This window comes from Flavobacterium sp. K77 (assembly GCF_021608205.1).
Classification (GTDB): Bacteria; Bacteroidota; Bacteroidia; order Flavobacteriales; family Flavobacteriaceae; genus Flavobacterium; species Flavobacterium turcicum.
In genome coordinates, this window is record NZ_JAKIHO010000005.1 from 157,457 (window position 1) to 176,382 (window position 18,926).

The window sequence follows — 18,926 nt, forward strand, 5'->3', positions numbered from 1 at the left end:
TGAATAACTAGGTTTCAAGTACATTTTCAAAATAAAAGCTTAATGAAAAAATTAATCGTATTCCTTCTATTTATGACAAGTATCGCAAATGCACAAATTGAAAAAGTTGAACCGCCATTTTGGTATGCCGGTATGCAACACAGTGCGGTACAAATTTTATTTTACGGAGAAGAAATCAGCCAATATCAAGTTTCAGCCTCGAACAATATTACGATTTCGAATATTAAAAAAACTGAAAATCCAAACTACTTATTTGTCACCATCGACACCAAACAATTAGCTGCCACTGATTTTGTTTTTACATTCAAACAAAAAGGCAAAAAAACACTGCAACAACCCTACAGCTTAAAAAACAGAAAAGCACAATCAGCAGAGCGCAAAGGTTTCGACTCTTCGGATGTGATGTATTTATTGATGCCAGACCGTTTTGCTAATGGCAATAAAAACAATGACAGTACTGCAGATACCAAAGAAAAGTACAACAGAGAATTACCCGGCGGTCGTCACGGCGGCGATATCGAAGGAATTATTAAAAACCTAGATTACATTGCTGCAACAGGCGCTACAACTGTATGGAGTACGCCACTTTGCGAAGACAACGATGCTAAATACTCGTACCATACTTACGGGCAATCTGATGTATATAAAATTGATCCGCGTTATGGCACAAATCAAGATTATGCTCGTCTAGCAGCGGAACTGCACAAACGCAAAATGAAATTGGTGATGGATTACGTCACCAACCATTGGGGAATTGAACATTGGATGATCAAAGATTTACCGACCAAAGATTGGATCAACCAATTTGAAAAATACACTCAAACCAATCACAAACGCACCGTTATTCATGACATCAATGCTTCTGAAATTGATAAAAAAGTAGCTATTGATGGATGGTTTGTTCCATCGATGCCCGATTTAAATTTAAAAAATCCGCTTACTTTAAATTACTTGATTCAAAATGCAATTTGGTGGATTGAATTCGCAGATTTAGATGGATTTCGCGTAGACACTTACAACTATTCTGACCCAACAGGAATTGCCACTTGGACGAAAGCAATCACCAACGAATACCCAAATTTTAATATTGTTGGAGAAGTTTGGATGCAAAGTCAAGCTCAAATGGCCTTTTGGCAAAAAGACAGTAAAATTGCAGCAATTCAAAACTACAACTCAAACTTGCCAAGTGTGATGGATTTTACACTTTACGAAGCCACAACCAAAGCATTCAACGAAGACGATGCAGGATGGGACAAGGGCATGATGAAATTTTATGACAATTTCGCAAATGATTTCATGTATCCAAACCCAAACAATATTTTAATTTTTGCCGAGAATCACGATACCAATCGCATCAACGAAACTTACAAAAACGACCTTCGCAAATACAAAATGGCCATGAGTATTTTGGCAACTGTACGTGGCATTCCGCAAATTTACTACGGTAGCGAAATTGGAATGGCAGGTAATAAAGATAAAGGCGATGCGGCTATTCGTCAAGATTTTCCCGGCGGATGGGAAGGCGATACCAACAATGCTTTTACAGATGCAGGACGAACTGCTGAACAAAAGCAATATTTCGATTTTACTTCTAAATTATTCAATTGGAGGAAATCAAAAACAGCCATTCATACCGGAAAAATGACGCATTACATTCCAGAAAATAACGTATATGTTTACTTCAGATATAATGCAGAGGATACGGTGATGGTGATCATGAACAACAGCAATGATAAAAAAACAGTCGCAACCGATCGTTTCAAGGAAAACATTAAAAACTTTACATCTGGAAAAGAAGTTATTTCAGAACAAACTTTTGACATCTCCAAAGAGGTAACACTTGAACCAAAATCAGTTTTAATTCTGGAGCTGAACTAAAATCTAAAATATTTGCAGTTACATCGTTTTACAAAATCAATTCTCATTCAAACTATGAAAAAATATTCTATCCCATTGCTGCTTTTAGGCCTGAACCTGTTGAGTAGTTGCAACAGTGCTAAATCTATAGTTCAAAACAACCAAACTCCTTTTGTTTGGGAAGGAGCTAATGTGTACTTTTTGATGACAGATCGTTTTAATAATGGCGATAAATCGAACGACTTAAACTTTGACAGAAATAAAACCACGGGAAAACTGCGCGGATTTGAAGGTGGCGACATCAAAGGGATCTCTCAAAAAATTGACGAAGGCTATTTTGACAAACTCGGCATTAATGCTATTTGGTTTACTCCAGTGGTGGAACAAATTCACGATGGCGTTGACGAAGGCACCGGTTTGAGTTATGGCTTTCACGGCTATTGGGCCAAAGATTGGACGGCTTTAGACCCAAACTTTGGAACCAAAGAAGATTTAGCGGCATTAGTTCAAAAGGCTCATGCACACGGAATCCGAATTATTCTTGACGGGGTTATCAATCACACCGGACCAGTTACTCCTATTGATACAGTTTGGCCGCAAGATTGGGTTCGAACTGGTCCAACTTGCGATTACAAATCATTTGAAAACACAACCGCCTGCACGCTAGTAGCCAACTTACCTGATGTTAAAACAGAAAGTAATCAAGCTGTGGCTTTACCTCCTTCTTTAATCAAAAAATGGAAAAGAGAAGGTCGTTATGAACAAGAAATGAAAGAACTCGATGCGTTTTTTGCCCGCACCGGTTATCCAAGAGCACCAAAATATTATATAATCAAATGGCTGACAGATTATATTACGGAATACGGAATTGACGGATACCGTGGCGACACCGTAAAACATACTGATGAAACCGTTTGGGCCGATTTCAAAGCACAATGTGATTACGCATTTGAAACTTGGAAGAAAAATAATCCAACAAAAGTATTGGATAACAACTCCTTTTACACCATTGCCGAAGTCTATAATTATGGAATCAGCGGCGGTCAAGATTTTGATTTTGGCGATAAAAAAGTAAACTATTTTAAAAATGGTTTCAACAACATGATCAATTTCGAATTCAAATGGGATGCTCAAAAAGATTATGAATTCATTTTCTCTAAATATTCGACTAAACTGAACATTGACTTGAAAGGCTTTAGTGTTTTGAATTATATGTCATCACACGACGATGGTGCACCATTTGATGCCAAACGTACTAAAAATAGGGAAACCGGAACCAAATTATTGCTTTCGCCAGGTATATCGCAAGTGTATTATGGTGACGAAAGCGCTCGCTCGTTAGCAATTGAAGGAACACAAGGTGATGCTACCTTACGATCGTTTATGAATTGGGATGCCATAAAATCGAATCCTGAAACTCAAAAAACACTGTTGCATTGGCAAAAATTAGGTCAATTCAGAAAAAATCATCCATCAGTTGGAGCAGGAATTCACAAACAAATTTCAGCTCAACCTTATACTTTTTCTAGAACTTTCTCAAAAGGAGATTATACAGATAAAGTAGTTGTTGGCTTGGATTTAAAAAGTGGATCTAAAGAACTTTCAATGGGAACTATTTTTGCTGACGGAACCAAAGTGAAAGATGCGTATTCAGGAAAAGAATTGGTAGTGGCTAATGGAAAAGTGACAATTGATACTGAATTTGACATTGTTTTATTAGAATTAAAAAAATAAGTCTAAAAATAATAGTACCAGAACGCCTTTAGAAATGAAGGCGTTTTTTTTATGTTTACCTTTGCCTCAAAACCGAAAACAATGCTCAAAATTGGACATCGCGGCGCAAAAGGATATGAACCAGAGAATACTTTGGTTTCGTTTCAAAAAGCATTAGACCTGCACGTGGACGGCATTGAACTCGATGTGTATTTGAGTGCTGATGGCGAAATAATCGTAATTCACGATGAAACTATTGACCGAACAACTGATGGAAAAGGTTTTATAAACACTTTATCTTTGCGAGAATTGAAAGCTTTTCAAATAAATGGAAAATACGAAATACCCACGCTAGAGGAGGTTTTTGATTTGGTAAACCAAAAGTGTTTCATCAATATAGAACTCAAAAGTCATGATACAACTGATAAAGTAGTGGCGCTAATTGAAAAATACGTGAATAAAAAAGGCTGGAATTACGATCATTTTTTAGTTTCTAGTTTTGATTGGAATGCGTTGCAAGAAGTTTCTTTGTTAAATGATAAAATTGGCATCGGGGTTTTAACAGAAACCGATTTAGACTTGGCTTTGGCTTTCGCCGAAATGATTCAGGCAAAATCCATACACCCGTATTTTCATTTGATAACTCAAGAAAGTACAGCACTAATTCAGTCACACGGTTTTCAAGTTTTCCCGTGGACCATCAATGAATTAGAAGACATTCAAAAAATAAAAACATACAACGTAAACGGAATCATAACCGATTTCCCTGATAGAATATGAATCAAAATTTTGAAATTATTACTACCATTTTTCCGAATAAGATTTTATTTTTAAACCATTAAGGGAGTTAAGTCGATTAAGCAACAAGGTAAATAATTATGTTTATGACAAAAAAAGAGATAACGCAATTATCCTATGAAATTATTGGTTATGCCATAAAAGTTCACAAAAAACTAGGGCCAGGACTATTAGAAAAAATTTATGAAGAATGCTTGAAATATGAGTTAGAAAAAAATGGGTATAATGTAAAACAACAGTTAAATATTGAAATAGATTACTATGATTTAGAACTCGCGCATCCACTAAGATTGGATTTACTTGTAAATGATTCTATCATTGTAGAGTTGAAAACCGTTGAAAAATTCCACCCAATTGATGAAGCTAAACTATTGACCTACATGAAACTATTAAGTATTCCACAAGGATTGCTAATCAATTTCAATACCACCAACATCACAAAATCATGCAAACCCCTAATTAACGAATATTTTTCAAGGTTAGCTGATGAGTAAACTTAAAAATCTTAACTCTCTTAATGGTTAAAAAATGAATCAAGATTTCGATATAATAATTGTAGGTGGTGGTGCAGCAGGATTTTTTACAGCCATTAATATTGTAGAAAAAAATCCAAAACTGAAGGTCGCAATTTTAGAACGCGGTGCAGAAGTATTGCAAAAAGTACGTATTTCCGGTGGTGGACGTTGTAACGTAACGCACGCATGTTTTGAACCAAATGAATTGGTAAAATTTTACCCTCGTGGCGAAAAAGAATTGCGCGGTCCTTTTCATCAATTTTGCTCTGGTGATACGATTGAATGGTTCGAGAAACATGGTGTTGAATTAAAAATCGAAGCTGACGGACGGATGTTTCCCGTTTCGAATTCCTCACAAACCATTATTGATTGTTTCTTGAAAGCAACGCAAAAACTCGGAATCGCAGTACTTACAGGACAAAGTGTACAATCTATTTACAAAAAAGAACACGTTTGGAAGATAGAAACACAAACCGAGAATTATCTTGTCGAAAAGTTAATTTTGGCTACAGGTAGCAATCCAAAAGTTTGGGAAATGCTACAAAATTTTGGTCACGCAGTTGTCAGCCCAGTTCCTTCCCTATTCACATTCAACATTAAAGATTCCAGAATAAAAGAATTACCTGGCGTTGCAGCACAAGTTACCGTAACCGTAAAAGACACTAAACTTTCATCCACAGGTCCTTTATTAATTACACATTGGGGAATGAGTGGTCCGGCAATTTTGAAACTCTCCGCCTGGGGAGCTCGAATCTTGCATGACAAAAATTATCAATTTACCATTTTCGTAAATTGGTTGAATGATGAAGACACAACGGATGTCGAAAAAAAGCTAAAAGACTTAAAACAAGAACACGCAAAAAAATCAGTTTCAAAAAAATCACCTTTTGAACTGACCAACAGGTTATGGGAAAGTTTGGTACTTGCTTCAGGAATTGAAGAAGAGACAAAATGGGCTGATTTATCGAAAACACAATTGCAAAATCTAGCCAATCAATTGACGAAAGGAACTTTTCAAGTTAATGGAAAAAGTACTTTTAAAGAAGAATTTGTAACAGCTGGCGGAATTGATTTAAAAGAAATCAACTTCAAAACTATGGAAAGTAAGTTGCATCAAAACCTCTATTTTGCTGGTGAAATTGTGAATATTGATGCTATTACAGGCGGTTTCAATTTTCAAAATGCTTGGACAAGTGGGTTTATTGTAGCTAACTCTATTTGATTTTAATTAACAAGAGTTTAAAACTTCAGTAAGTTTTATTTAAGATGATTCTGATACCTTTACTAGTCTATTATCAAAACTTTATGAAAACAAAATTACTCGCTTTACTTCTATTTGTGCTTTATCAAACTGGATTTTCACAAGTTACAGAGCACATTCAAGGGAAGGTAGTTTTTGATAAAACTGTAGCAAACAAGGTCGAGGTTATCAATGCGACAACTAAAAATGTCGCCTTAACAGATACTGAAGGTAAATTTACCATTACAGTTGAAGCCAAAGATCAATTGGTTTTTGTAGCCAAAAATCATGAAATAAAAGAATTGAAAGTTACAGCTGCAATTTTAAAACAAGGTTTCATCAGCATGACTTTGGTCGCTAAAGTGGAAGAGCTAAAAGAAGTAGTGGTACAAAACACTCCTTCAATCAAATTAAGTAAAGATGCCAAATGGGAACAAGCAAAACGAGATCAGTACACATTAGAGAAAAATGCTAGCAAACTAAAAAACCCAGGAGTTTACGATGGCACCATTGAAAACGGAATGGATCTAAAGAGGATTGGCGGAATGATAGCTAAGTTGTTCAAAAAGAAGAATACCGAAATCGATACAAAAGGCCCTGTATTACCGTTCAAAGAGGCAGCAAAAACACAAATCGAAACCGAATTTTATACCGACACTTTACAGCTTCGTCAAGAAGAAATAGCTGCTTTTCTAGACTTTTGCAACAAAGACCCAAAGTCGAAAATAATTGCTGCACAACAAAATTTACTTTCACTACAAGAATTCATGAGTAGTAAAATATTACATTTTAAAAGCTTATAAACTTTAAGTTATTAAACAGACTGCTAACTGAGACTGACAACTGAGACTGAAAACCGTCAACTATCTATTCAACCACCAAATACTTCCGTTCAAAACCGCAGCAAAACTCACCCAAGCCAAATACGGAATGAACAAATACCCAGCAATCTTGTTAATCTTTGAAAACTGAACATAGGTTTCGTAAATCATTAACCATAGCACAATTATTTCTAATCCTGCAAGCATTGGGTTATGCAAACCAAAAAACAAGTACGACCACAATGCATTTAGTCCTAGTTGTATCAAAAAGAAAATTAAGGCTTTTTTTACCACCTCTTCATTGCTTTTAATTTCGTTCCACACCAATCCTGCAGCCACACCCATCATGGCATACAAGGTACTCCAAACCGGTGCAAAAATCCAATTGGGCGGATTAAAACTAGGTTTTATCAAGGTTGGGTACCAAGTTGTAATGGCGGAGCGGGTAACCATTCCTGATGTATATCCAATAGCAAGACAAGCTGCGACCGCTATGATTATTTTGAGAAATTTGTTCATGAGACTTTTATTTTAACATCCAAAAGTACTCAAAACTTTGCAACTAATTGCGTACTAAACCAAGAAACAAATACAGTAAAAAAAGTATCTTTGCGTAAATTTTTTAATTTTATGATTGCAGCAAACGATTTTATTCCATCATCATATACCAATACTGTTGAAAGCGGGAATTTTCAATGGAGCGCACCCAGTAATATTGCACTTGTAAAATACTGGGGAAAAAAAGAAAATCAAATTCCAGCGAATCCATCGGTGAGTTTTACGTTGAATAATTGCAAAACGATTACCAAATTGGCTTTCGCCAAAAAAGACATTTCGACTGCGCTCAATGTGACGGATAATAATTTCTCTTTTGATTTGCTTTTTGAAGGGCAGCCCAAAGAAGATTTCAAACCGAAAATTCAAAAGTTTTTGGAGCGAATAGAAATCTATTTGCCGTTTTTAAAAGACTATCATTTTACAATTGATACCGAAAATACGTTTCCGCACAGTTCCGGAATTGCGTCATCCGCATCAGGAATGGCGGCTTTGGCCATGAACTTGATGAGTTTAGAAAAAGCGTTAAACCCAGCCATGTCTGAAGATTATTTTTATCAAAAAGCGTCTTTACTTGCCCGTTTGGGTTCTGGAAGTGCTTGCCGAAGTGTAAAAGGACAAGTCGTGGTTTGGGGCAATCAGGCCAACATTCCAGGAAGTTCAGACTTATTTGGAGTGGAATTTCCGCATGCGATTCATACTAATTTTAAGAATTTTCAAGACACCATTTTACTTGTTGACAAAGGTGAAAAACAAGTCTCGAGTACCGTTGGTCATGACTTGATGCACAACCATCCTTTTGCCGAAAGGCGATTTGCACAAGCGCATGAAAATCTAGATGCATTGATTTCTATTTTTGAAAGTGGCGATTTAGACGCGTTTATCAAAATTGTAGAAAGTGAAGCCTTGACATTACACGCTATGATGATGACGTCTATGCCGTATTTTATCTTGATGAAACCAAACACATTACAAATCATTAATGCCATTTGGAAATTCAGGAACGAAACCAAAATTCCGGTTTGTTTCACGCTTGATGCTGGTGCCAATGTACACGTTTTGTATCCCGAAAACGTTAGCGAAAAAGTTTTGCAATTTATTAAAGACGAATTAGTTGGCTATTGTCAAAATGGGCAGTACATTTGTGATCAAATAGGAAACGGAGCAGCGCTTGTTTAATCTTTTTTTGTGTATCTTTAAACATTCTTAAAAAAAGAAGTTGATGGATATTCAATCAGAAAAAATAGAATTGATCAAAATGTTACTCGCAACTAATGATGTTTCTTTATTAGTAGCAATTAGAAACGTTTTTGAAATACAACAACAAACTGTTTGGACAGAATTGTCAGCCGAAGAACAAGAACAAATTGAAATTAAAATCCAAGAAGATAATCGAGGTGATCAATTGGAGATATAAAAAATAAATACGTTATAATTACCAACCCCAAATTGTTAATTTAAAAATACATATGAAAGGACCATTATTTTATTCAAAAATATTACTCTTTGGAGAATACGGAATCATTCGTGACTCAAAAGGGCTTTCTATTCCTTATAACTTTTACAACGGTGCTTTAAAAAGAGATGAAAATCCATCTGAAGAAGCTATCAAATCAAACGGGCATTTAAAACGATTTGTAAGTTATCTTGAAACTTTGCAAACAGAGCAACCGGATTTGGTTACGTTTGACATAGACCTATTAAAAGAAGATGTTAAAACGGGAATGTATTTTGACTCTAGCATACCACAAGGTTACGGCGTAGGTAGTAGTGGCGCTTTAGTTGCAGCTATTTATGACAAGTATGCGCACAATAAAATCACGGTTTTAGAAAATCTGACGCGTGAAAAATTATTGCAGTTAAAAAATATATTTTCTCAAATGGAGAGTTTTTTCCACGGGAAAAGTTCTGGTTTAGACCCTTTAAACAGTTACTTGAGTATTCCAATTTTGATTAATTCGAAAGATAACATCGAAGCAACGGGAATTCCTACTCAAAGTTTTGATGGCAAAGGTGCTGTATTTTTGTTAGATTCAGGTATTGTGGGTGAAACCGCTCCAATGGTAAATATCTTTATGGAAAACCTGAAAGACAAGGGTTTTAGAACCATGTTGAAAAATCAATTTGTAAAATACACCGATGCTTGCGTTGAGAATTTCTTAGGCGGAGACATGAAATCACTATTCATGAACACGAAGAAACTTTCAAAAGTAGTTTTGAATAACTTTAAACCAATGATTCCTGAGCAATTTCACGGCATTTGGCAACAAGGTATTGACAGTAATGACTATTACCTAAAGCTTTGCGGATCAGGCGGTGGCGGCTACATTCTTGGTTTTACCGAGGACTTAGAAAAAGCAAAAGCTTCTCTTAAAGATTACAAACTAGAAGTAGTTTATCAGTTTTAAAAATACAAACTCCCTGACCCATCCATCAGGGAGTTTCTTAATACACTCATTTGTACCGCGTACTCTAATACTCTTTAACCAAATCAAAATGTTAAGCAGACCAAACAAACTTCTTATAATGAAAATTGCAAGTTTGTTCTCTGTAGTGCGAGGATACAACATTCCTATTATTATCATTGCGCAATACCTATCCGCGATTTTTATATTGGCACCAGAGAAAAGAGCACTCGATATTATTCTAAACTTCAATCTTTTTATACTGGTTTTTGCCTCTGCCTTAACCATTGCTTCGGGTTACATCATCAATAATTTTTACGACAGTCAAAAGGATTTAATCAACAGGCCTACCAAGTCAATGCTGGATCGATTGGTGAGTCAAAAAACAAAATTACAAGTCTACTTTACACTAAACTTTATCGTAGCCTTGATGGCACTTTTTGTTTCGTGGCGTGTATTTTTATTCTTTTCAGGTTATATTTTCTTCATCTGGTTGTACTCTCACAAACTAAAAAAACAGACTGTTATTGGTAATTTAACCGCAGCTGTTTTAGCGGTGATGCCGTTTTTTGCTATCCTTCTATATTTTTACACACGAATCCCTTTTGAAGATATCGAAAATTACAAACAACAATTGGGAGTTATTTTTGCGCATGCTTCCTTTTTATTTTTGCTGTTATTGATCCGTGAAATGATCAAAGATTTAGAAAACCTACAAGGAGATTTAGCCAATGACTACCCTACTATTCCTGTGGTTTACGGTGAAAAAGCAGCTAAAAAAGTAATTAGTTTTTTGACATTTTTATCTATTCTGCCCGTTTACATTTTAATTGACGTGTACGATGTGGGCTACATGGCGATATACTTTTACAGCAGCTGCATTGTCCTCATCTTTTTTGTATTGTACTTATGGAAATCAACAGTAAAAAAAGACTATTTGGCCTTGCATAATGTATTGAAATTTTTGATTGTTGCAGGTGTATTCTGTATTGTCTTAATTAATCCTGCCGTTTTGTGGCATGGGAAAAAGCTATTAATGACGATTTAAATTCTTTCTTCTTTTAACATTTTAAAAGTTAATTAAATAGGCAAACAGACTTTCAATTGTCTAAATAAATGTAACCGTAATTACCTCACTAAGTTTCTAATTTCAGCGGAATTCGGCAAACTTTGTTTTTATTGGATTTTTTCTACCAAAAAGTAAAAGTTGGAGCCGATTGCGGGATATCGACAATTAAGCACAGCGAAACAGCTTCTAAAAAAACAACCCATTGATAGCAAGAACGCTAGCAACAAACCACTTAGCGTTTTTATAATTATCGGTTATTGATTGTCAAGTATATAAATAGTATCTTTGCACGCACTAGGTCGCAAAGATGGGACTGAAGAAGTAAATTATTGGAATATTATGAATAACAAGGAAGGCAATAATAAGAAAAGTGGTGGAAGAGCAAACAGCTCAAGACCCAATTCAAATAAGCCAAAACCTGCCATGCAGAAGCGCGCTCAAGGGCCTAAAAAAGTAAAAGTAACCACTAAAGTTGCTGATATTGCTGCTGAAAAAGTAGAGAAAAAACCAAATCAAGCGCCTAAAAGACCGAAAGTTAAAGACGAAATTCGTTTGAACAAATACATTGCAAACTCTGGAGCTTGTTCTAGACGTGATGCAGATATTTACATCCAATCTGGGACGGTAAAAGTAAACGGAATTCCGGTAACCGAAATGGGATACATGGTAAAACCGGGCGATGTTGTAAATTTTGACGGAGCTACTTTGACTCCAGAGAAAAAAGTATACATATTGTTGAACAAACCGAAAAACTTTACAACAGCTTTAGACGAAGGACAAGAATTTCGTAATGTTTTAGAATTAGTAAAAGGTTCAACTACCGCCAAAATTGGTCCGGTAGGACGAATGGATAAAAACACAACAGGTTTGTTGTTGTTTACGAATGACACAGACATGATTCGTAAGTTTACCTTACCAAGTCAAAAATCATCTAAAATCTATCAGGTTTCTTTAGATAAAAATTTAAAATTTGAAGATTTAGAAAAAATCCAAAAAGGATTAACATTAGATGGACACCGTGTTTTTGTTGAAGAAGTAAGCTACATTGAAGGCGAAGCGAAAAGTGAAATCGGATTGAAATTACGTTCTTCAAATGTAAAAGTAGTTCGTTCTATTTTCGAAAATTTTGATTACGATGTACTGCGTATTGACCGTGTGGCTTTTGCAGGATTGACTAAAAAGAATTTACCAAGAGGAAACTGGAGATTACTTACTGAACAAGAAATCATCAACTTGAAAAACGTTTAGTTTTTTAAAGCTCTTAATAATACAAAGCCCTCCAAAACTAATTTTGGAGGGCTTTTTGTTTGGAGTCTGTTTTTATACTATCCTCTTATTTTTTTAACCGGCTCTGTTTTTTTATCTAGACCACGTTTTCTCAATAAAGGTTCAATGCTAGGTTCAGCACCTCTAAATCTTTTGTACAAAACCATCGGATCTTCAGTTCCGCCTTTTTCAAGTACATGAGTACGGAATAACTTAGCTTTTTCTGGATTGAATAATGAAGTCGACTTAAACGCTTCAAAAGCATCTGTATCTAAAACTCCTGACCAAATATAACTGTAATAACCAGAAGAATAGCCACCTGAAAAAATATGACTAAAATATGTACTGCGGTATCTAGGAATAATCGATGGAATCAAACCAATTTTTCTCATGGCTGCTTTTTCGAAAGCGTTGGCATCAACCGTGATGTCTTTAGTTTGCGAGTGATATTCTAAATCCAATAAAGAGGCTGCCAAGTATTCAGTAGTTGTAAAACCTTGGTCAAAAGTTCCTGCTTTTTTCAATTTATTAACTAAAGTTTCTGGAATCACCTTGCCCGTTTTGTAGTGCTTAGCGTAAATTTTTAAAACCTCAGGCTCTGCTGCCCAGTTTTCCATAATTTGTGATGGAAGTTCGACAAAATCTCTTGGAACGCTTGTTCCTGCCAAACTTCTGTACGTTACATTAGACAACAAACCGTGTAAAGCATGACCGAATTCATGAAAAAAGGTAGATACTTCATCAAAAGTTAACAACGCAGGAGTTGTAGCAGTAGGTTTTGTAAAATTACAAACGATAGAAACTACAGGAGCAACACGCTTGCCATCAACCGTTTTTTGGCTTCGGTAGGATGTCATCCAAGCACCTCCACGTTTAGACTCACGCGGGTGAAAATCCATGTACAAAACACCTAAGTGCGTGCCGTCTTTCTCAGTTACTTCCCAAGCCGTCACATCCTCATGGTACGTTGGCACATTGCTTAATGGTTTAATTTGAATACCGTATAAGTTTTCAGTAACCTGAAAAACACCTTTGCGCACTTGGTCTAAACTGAAATAAGATTTTAGTTCTTCCTCATCTAAATCAAAACGCTCTTTTCTGATTTTTTCGGTATAATAACGCCAATCATAAGGCTGTACAGCACCTTTAATACCATCTTTAGTCATCATTTTTTGAATATCGGCCGCTTCATTTTTAGCCATTTCAAGAGCTGGTTTCCACAAATCATTCAATAATTTGTTTACGTTTTCAGGCTTTTTAGCCATCGATTCTTCTAAGACATAAGTTGCGTGTGAAGTATACCCCAACAAGCGCGCTTTTTGACCTCTTAAATTAGCCAATTCTACCGCGTTTTTTTTGTTATCGGCTGCATCGTCATGATTCGCTCTTGTTTGATAGGCATTCCAAATCTGTTTGCGCAATTCTCTATTTGAACTGTATTGCAAAAACGGCATCACACTCGAATTAGAAAGTGTAAAAACCCATTTGCCTTCTTTGCCTTTTGCTTTCGCATCTGCGGCAGCGGCATCAACAATTCCTTTTGGTAAACCTGCTAAATCTTTTTTATCTGCAATAACCAATTCATAACCGTTGGTTTCAGAAAGGATATTTTGTCCGTATTTTAAACTCGTAAGCGACAAAGTTCCGTTGATTTTTCGCAAAGTTTCTTTATCAGCCGGAGACAAATTAGCGCCACTTCTAACAAAATCTTTGTAGGCATTGTCTAAAATTTTAGCTTGTTCTAAATTCAAACCCAAACTTTCTTTTTGGTTCCAAAGCGACTTTACTCTAGCAAATAATTTTTCGTTCAAGTAAATGTTATCGCGGTGTGCCGATAGATTGGGTGCTATTTCTTTTGCAATATTTTGAATTTCCTTATTGGTATTCGCAGAGTTCAAATTAGAAAAAACAGTATTCACATTGGCTAACAATTCGCCTGCGTTTTCCATTGCTAGAATGGTATTCTCAAAAGTAGCAGGTTGCGGATTATTTGCAATAGCATCAATTTCCGCTTGATGTTTCGCGATACCTTCTAAAATAGCAGGTTTAAAATGCTCGTTCTTAATTTTGTCAAACGGCGGAACATTGAAAGGCGTGTTATAAGCCTGAAAAAATGGATTCATGGTCGTGTTTTCTTTTTTTTCTTGTGCTTGGATGGTGAGCATATTTCCGATGACTAGCATTAGAAAAAGGGATTTCTTTCTCATTTTAATTTGTTAATTAGTAATGTAAATTTAACCCAAATCCTTTTCATACACCAATCAACACTTTGCCTTAACTTAATTTTATGATTAGGAAAACGGACTTGACAGAAAGGATTTCACGTTCATAATTTAAGTATTGAAATAAAATCAATACATTAGCTATTTAAATCACAATCCGAAATTATGAAAAAAATAACCGTTCTACTTTTTACAGTAATAACTGCACTGCTATTGGTAAACTGTAAATCTGAAGATAAAAAGCAAGATTTTACAAGCTTAACCAAAAGCTATTTTGATGATAAAAATGCGCTAGATCCATTGAGCGCAACCCAAAGTGGTCAAAACCAGTACAACGATCAGCTGCAATTTGAAATGACGGACAGTTACAGAAAAACGCAAGCTGCTTTTTTTGACAAATACCAAACTGCATTGCAAAATTTTGACGTAGCCGATTTATCTGAAGAAGAAAAAAACAGTTACGAAATTATCAAATGGGAAATAGAAGTTGGAAAAGAAGTGTTAGATCAGCCAACTAATTTAATACCCGTACATCAATTTTGGGGAACACACTTGACCATGGGGCAGTTTGCGGGTGGAACTGGTGCCCAGCCTTTTAAAACAGAACAAGATTATACCAACTTTTTAAAACGAATGGACAAATATGCCGTTTGGATTGATTCGGCGATGGTGTACATGAAAAAAGGATTAGACAAAGGAGTGGTTTTACCAAAAGCGTTGACCGTAAAATTGATTCCACAATTTGCAGAGATGGAAACTCCAAATATCGAAGACAATTTATTTTATTCTTCGATAAAATTAATGCCAGCATCATTTCCTGAAAGTATCAAGAAAGACTTAACGGCAAAATATACGGCTACAATCACCACTAAATTAATTCCGCAATACAAGAAAATGGCTGATTTTCTAAATAAAGAATACCTGCCAGCATCAAGAGCAACTAGCGGAATAGGCGGTTTACCTTTTGGAAAAAAACTATATGCCGCTTATGTAAAACAATGGACTACAACCAATAAAACTCCTGAGGAAATTCATGAATTGGGATTGAAAGAAGTGGCACGACTGACTGCTGAAATGGAAAAAGTAAAAGCACAAGTAGGTTTCAAAGGTACTTTGATTGAGTTTTTTGAAGAAGTGAGAAACAAGAAAGAATTAAAACCTTTTACCAAACCAGAGGAAGTTATTGCTAACTTTAACAACATTTATACCCGAATTAAACCTAATGTTGACAAGCTGTTTGCTTTGCAACCAAAAACAAAATTCGAGGTAAGACGCACCGAAGCTTTTAGAGAGCAAACCGCTAGTGCTGAGTACAATCAAGGAACGGCAGATGGAACGCGTCCGGGGATTTTTTATGTTCCGATTCCGAATGTAAAAGAATACAACATGTACGGCGACGAAGATTTATTTTTGCATGAAGCCATTCCGGGACATCATTTTCAAATTTCCTTGCAGCAAGAAAACCAAAGTCTTCCAGATTTTAGAAAATTCAATTGGTTTGGCGCGTACGGCGAAGGATGGGCTTTGTACACCGAAAGTTTAGGTAAAGAGTTAGGTTTGTACCAAGATCCGTATCAATATTTTGGGATGTTGGGTAACGAAATGCACCGTGCGGTACGTTTAGTAGTTGATACTGGTTTACATTCAAAAGGCTGGACAAGAGAACAAGCTATTAAATATTCCTTAGCCAACGAAGCCGAAAGTGAAGCGAGTATTATTCCAGAAATAGAGCGTTACATGGCTATTCCTGGTCAAGCTTTGTCTTATAAAATTGGACAATTGAAAATAATGGAGCTTCGCAAAAAAGCTGAAACTAAAATGGGTACAAAATTTGATGTTAAAAAGTTCCATGAAAAAGTATTAGAGTCAGGTGTAATGCCTTTGGCTTTATTGGAACAAAAAATTAATGAATGGATAAATGAATCTAAACAATAAACATCGACAAATCATGAAAAAAAATCCAAGTTTCATCTTCCTATTACTAATCATAATTAGCTTTAACGGCTATTCGCAATTTATTATTGATAAAGTTGACCCATCAAATAGTGGTGCGTTGTTTAGAAATCCACTATTGAACAATTCTGATTCAGCTATAATTGAAGGCTCTCAATACATTAACAAAGAATTTAATTTAGCTGAGATTTCAGGAACTAGTCAAAAACTTTTGGTACGCTACAATGCATTTACTGATATGATAGAAGTTCAAAATGAAAAAAAAGAACTTTTCTCACTACCAAAAAACGACCCTTTCAATATCATAACTATTGCTCCTTTTTCTAATAAAATCAAACTTTTAAAGTACAAGACTAAAGAAAGAGTAGAAAATGGGTACTTAGTAGAATTATATAATCAAAACCAATTTTCCTTATATAGAAGAGATAGAGTTATCTTTCAAAAGGAAAAAGAGGCTAGTAGTTCGTATTCAGTTGCTATACCTGCAAGGTATGTTGAAGCAAGTGACGAGTATTATTTGAGTTTAAAAAACGAAACGGCTGTCATGATGCCAAAAAACAAAAAAGAAATGCTGCTTTTATTTCCAGAAAAAGCTGATGAGATTACAAATTATCTTAAGAAAAACGATTTCTCAATAAAAGACGAAACAAGCGTACTCAACATGGTTCGCTTTTTAGCTGGATCTTAAAAAAAAGCTTCTCACCACGAGAAGCTTTTTTTATTGGTTTGAATAAAGCAAAATCAAAACATAAAAAAAGCCCAAACTTTCGTTTGGGCTTTTCGTGCGGATAATAGGACTCGAACCTACACGCCTTGCGGCACCAGATCCTAAGTCTGGCATGTCTACCAATTTCACCATATCCGCGGTTTATTGTGGGTGCAAAGATACACTTAACTTCGAATATTCAAAACAATTTTGACAAAAAATATTCATACTCTTTTTTGTACTTTTGAAAATATAAACAAAATTCAACTAATGGAAAACATAAAAGCATACGTTCAAGAACACAAAGAACGCTTTATCAATGAGTTAATCGAATTATTAAAAATTCCGTCCGTAAGTGCTGATACTGCCTATTCGCACGATGTTTTTGAAACTGCCGATGCCGTAAAAGCCAGTTTAGAAAAAGCCGGCTGCGATTTTGTCGAAATTTGCGACACACCAGGCTACCCAATCGTATATGGCGAGAAAATAATCGACCCTAATTTACCTACCGTTTTAGTCTATGGTCATTATGATGTACAACCGCCAGACCCAATGGAGTTGTGGACGTCTCCTCCATTTGAACCCGTAATTAAAAAAACCGATATCCATCCCGAAGGTGCCATTTTTGCGCGTGGAGCTTGTGATGATAAAGGCCAAATGTACATGCACGTAAAAGCGCTGGAATACATGGTACAATCAAACACTTTGCCTTGCAACGTCAAGTTCATGATTGAAGGCGAAGAAGAAATTGGTTCCAAAAGCTTGAGCTGGTTCGTAGAACGCAACCAAGAAAAACTTAAAAACGACGTCATCTTAATTTCTGATACCGGAATGATCTCTAACCAGCAACCTTCTATCACAACTGGATTGCGTGGTTTGAGTTATGTAGAAGTTGAAGTTACAGGACCTAACCGCGACTTGCATTCAGGCTTGTACGGTGGTGCTGTGGCAAACCCAATCAACGTGTTGGCTAAAATGATTGCTTCGCTGCACGACGAGAACAACCACATCACCATTCCAGGTTTTTATGACAATGTTGAGGAATTATCACTTGAAGAAAGAGCCGAAATGGCCAAAGCGCCTTTCAGCTTAGAAAAATACAAAAACGCCTTGCAACTCAACGATGTGTACGGCGAAAAAGGCTATGTAACCAACGAAAGAAACTCCATCCGACCTACGCTAGACGTAAACGGAATTTGGGGCGGCTATACCGGCGAAGGCGCCAAAACGGTAATTGCCAGCAAAGCATACGCCAAAATCTCCATGCGTTTAGTCCCTAATCAAGACTGGGAAGAAATCACGGAATTATTCACCAAACATTTCAACAGCATTGCCCCAGCAGGCGTAACCGTTTTGGTAAAACCACATCACGGCGGGCAAGGCTACGTAACCCCAATAGACAGTATTGGCTACAAAGCCGCAAACATGGCCTATACCGAAACCTTTGGCGTACCAGCCATTCCCGTGCGTTCGGGAGGTAGCATCCCTATTGTAGCATTATTCGAAAAAGAACTGAAATCAAAAACCATACTCATGGGATTTGGTCTCGACAGCGATGCCATTCACTCGCCAAACGAACACTTCGGGATCTTCAATTACCTCAAAGGAATCGAAACCATACCGTTGTTTTACAAGTATTTTGTAGAATTGTCAAAATAATAGTTATCGACACCGTCAGTTCGTCCCGAAGCTTCGGGATTTTGTGAAGAGAAACGGAACAAACTTCTCGATACGCTGCGCTACTCGAAGTGACGTAAATAATAATATAAATCCGCTCTCCACAGGGCGGATTTTTTTTTGGGCGTT

16 protein-coding genes and 1 tRNA gene are annotated in these 18,926 nt (G+C 36.2%); 14 read left to right on the forward strand and 3 right to left on the reverse strand.

All coding sequences use genetic code 11. The features are described from left to right. The first annotated feature begins 42 nt into the window (after positions 1-42). The 6 genes from L1S34_RS10715 (at position 43) to L1S34_RS10740 (ending at position 6,926) form a co-directional block, all read left to right on the forward strand. Positions 43-1,878 (forward strand): glycoside hydrolase family 13 protein, encoded by a 1,836-nt coding sequence (locus L1S34_RS10715; RefSeq protein ID WP_236364018.1) that lies wholly within the window; start codon positions 43-45, stop codon positions 1,876-1,878. 54 nt (positions 1,879-1,932) lie between these two features. Continuing rightward, a complete protein-coding gene (locus L1S34_RS10720) occupies positions 1,933-3,591 on the forward strand; it encodes an alpha-amylase family glycosyl hydrolase (protein ID WP_236364019.1) in 1,659 nt (552 codons plus the stop codon). Positions 3,592-3,672: 81 nt separating this feature from the next. Further along, positions 3,673-4,350 carry a glycerophosphodiester phosphodiesterase gene (locus L1S34_RS10725; protein WP_236364020.1) on the forward strand — a complete coding sequence of 226 codons (678 nt, stop codon included), beginning with the start codon at positions 3,673-3,675 and terminating at the stop codon, positions 4,348-4,350. Between the two features lie 104 nt (positions 4,351-4,454). After that, positions 4,455-4,862 (forward strand): GxxExxY protein, encoded by a 408-nt coding sequence (locus tag L1S34_RS10730; RefSeq protein ID WP_236364021.1) that lies wholly within the window; start codon positions 4,455-4,457, stop codon positions 4,860-4,862. A 34-nt stretch (positions 4,863-4,896) separates the two neighbouring features. Further along, positions 4,897-6,105 (forward strand): NAD(P)/FAD-dependent oxidoreductase, encoded by a 1,209-nt coding sequence (locus L1S34_RS10735; protein ID WP_236364022.1) that lies wholly within the window; start codon positions 4,897-4,899, stop codon positions 6,103-6,105. A gap of 83 nt (positions 6,106-6,188) precedes the next feature. Then, positions 6,189-6,926, forward strand: a complete 738-nt coding sequence (locus L1S34_RS10740) for a hypothetical protein (protein WP_236364023.1) — start codon at positions 6,189-6,191, stop codon at positions 6,924-6,926. A gap of 60 nt (positions 6,927-6,986) precedes the next feature. On the opposite strand, the gene L1S34_RS10745 is transcribed toward L1S34_RS10740, so the two are convergent. Beyond that, on the reverse strand, positions 6,987-7,463 hold the full coding sequence (locus L1S34_RS10745; RefSeq protein ID WP_236364024.1) for a TspO/MBR family protein: 477 nt from the start codon (positions 7,461-7,463) through the stop codon (positions 6,987-6,989). A 111-nt stretch (positions 7,464-7,574) separates the two neighbouring features. Here L1S34_RS10745 and L1S34_RS10750 point away from each other — a divergent pair, with 111 nt between their 5' ends. The 5 genes from L1S34_RS10750 (at position 7,575) to L1S34_RS10770 (ending at position 12,221) form a co-directional block, all read left to right on the forward strand. Then, positions 7,575-8,678: a diphosphomevalonate/mevalonate 3,5-bisphosphate decarboxylase family protein gene (locus tag L1S34_RS10750; protein WP_236364025.1), complete on the forward strand. Its 1,104-nt coding sequence runs from the start codon at positions 7,575-7,577 to the stop codon at positions 8,676-8,678. 43 nt (positions 8,679-8,721) lie between these two features. After that, entirely contained in the window at positions 8,722-8,916 is a 195-nt protein-coding gene (locus L1S34_RS10755) for a hypothetical protein (RefSeq protein ID WP_236364026.1), read from the forward strand. Positions 8,917-8,968: 52 nt separating this feature from the next. Continuing rightward, entirely contained in the window at positions 8,969-9,907 is a 939-nt protein-coding gene (locus L1S34_RS10760) for a mevalonate kinase family protein (protein WP_236364027.1), read from the forward strand. 88 nt (positions 9,908-9,995) lie between these two features. Beyond that, on the forward strand, positions 9,996-10,952 hold the full coding sequence (locus L1S34_RS10765) for a geranylgeranylglycerol-phosphate geranylgeranyltransferase (protein WP_236364028.1): 957 nt from the start codon (positions 9,996-9,998) through the stop codon (positions 10,950-10,952). A gap of 360 nt (positions 10,953-11,312) precedes the next feature. Then, positions 11,313-12,221, forward strand: a complete 909-nt coding sequence (locus tag L1S34_RS10770) for a pseudouridine synthase (protein WP_210791673.1) — start codon at positions 11,313-11,315, stop codon at positions 12,219-12,221. A 77-nt stretch (positions 12,222-12,298) separates the two neighbouring features. On the opposite strand, the gene L1S34_RS10775 is transcribed toward L1S34_RS10770, so the two are convergent. After that, positions 12,299-14,446, reverse strand: coding sequence for a M3 family metallopeptidase (locus L1S34_RS10775; RefSeq protein ID WP_236364029.1), 2,148 nt, complete (start codon positions 14,444-14,446; stop codon positions 12,299-12,301). Positions 14,447-14,626: 180 nt separating this feature from the next. Between L1S34_RS10775 and L1S34_RS10780 the strand changes: the two genes are divergently transcribed. Continuing rightward, the gene (locus tag L1S34_RS10780) at positions 14,627-16,396 is read left to right on the forward strand and encodes a DUF885 domain-containing protein (protein ID WP_236364030.1); all 1,770 of its coding nucleotides are present in this window, start codon (positions 14,627-14,629) and stop codon (positions 16,394-16,396) included. Positions 16,397-16,409: 13 nt separating this feature from the next. Then, positions 16,410-17,102 (forward strand): hypothetical protein, encoded by a 693-nt coding sequence (locus L1S34_RS10785; protein WP_166135832.1) that lies wholly within the window; start codon positions 16,410-16,412, stop codon positions 17,100-17,102. Positions 17,103-17,197: 95 nt separating this feature from the next. Here L1S34_RS10785 and L1S34_RS10790 read toward each other — a convergent pair. Next, positions 17,198-17,279: transfer RNA gene (locus tag L1S34_RS10790), tRNA-Leu, on the reverse strand. A 111-nt stretch (positions 17,280-17,390) separates the two neighbouring features. Between L1S34_RS10790 and L1S34_RS10795 the strand changes: the two genes are divergently transcribed. Further along, positions 17,391-18,779, forward strand: coding sequence for a dipeptidase (locus L1S34_RS10795; RefSeq protein WP_221916133.1), 1,389 nt, complete (start codon positions 17,391-17,393; stop codon positions 18,777-18,779). Positions 18,780-18,926 lie beyond the last annotated feature (147 nt).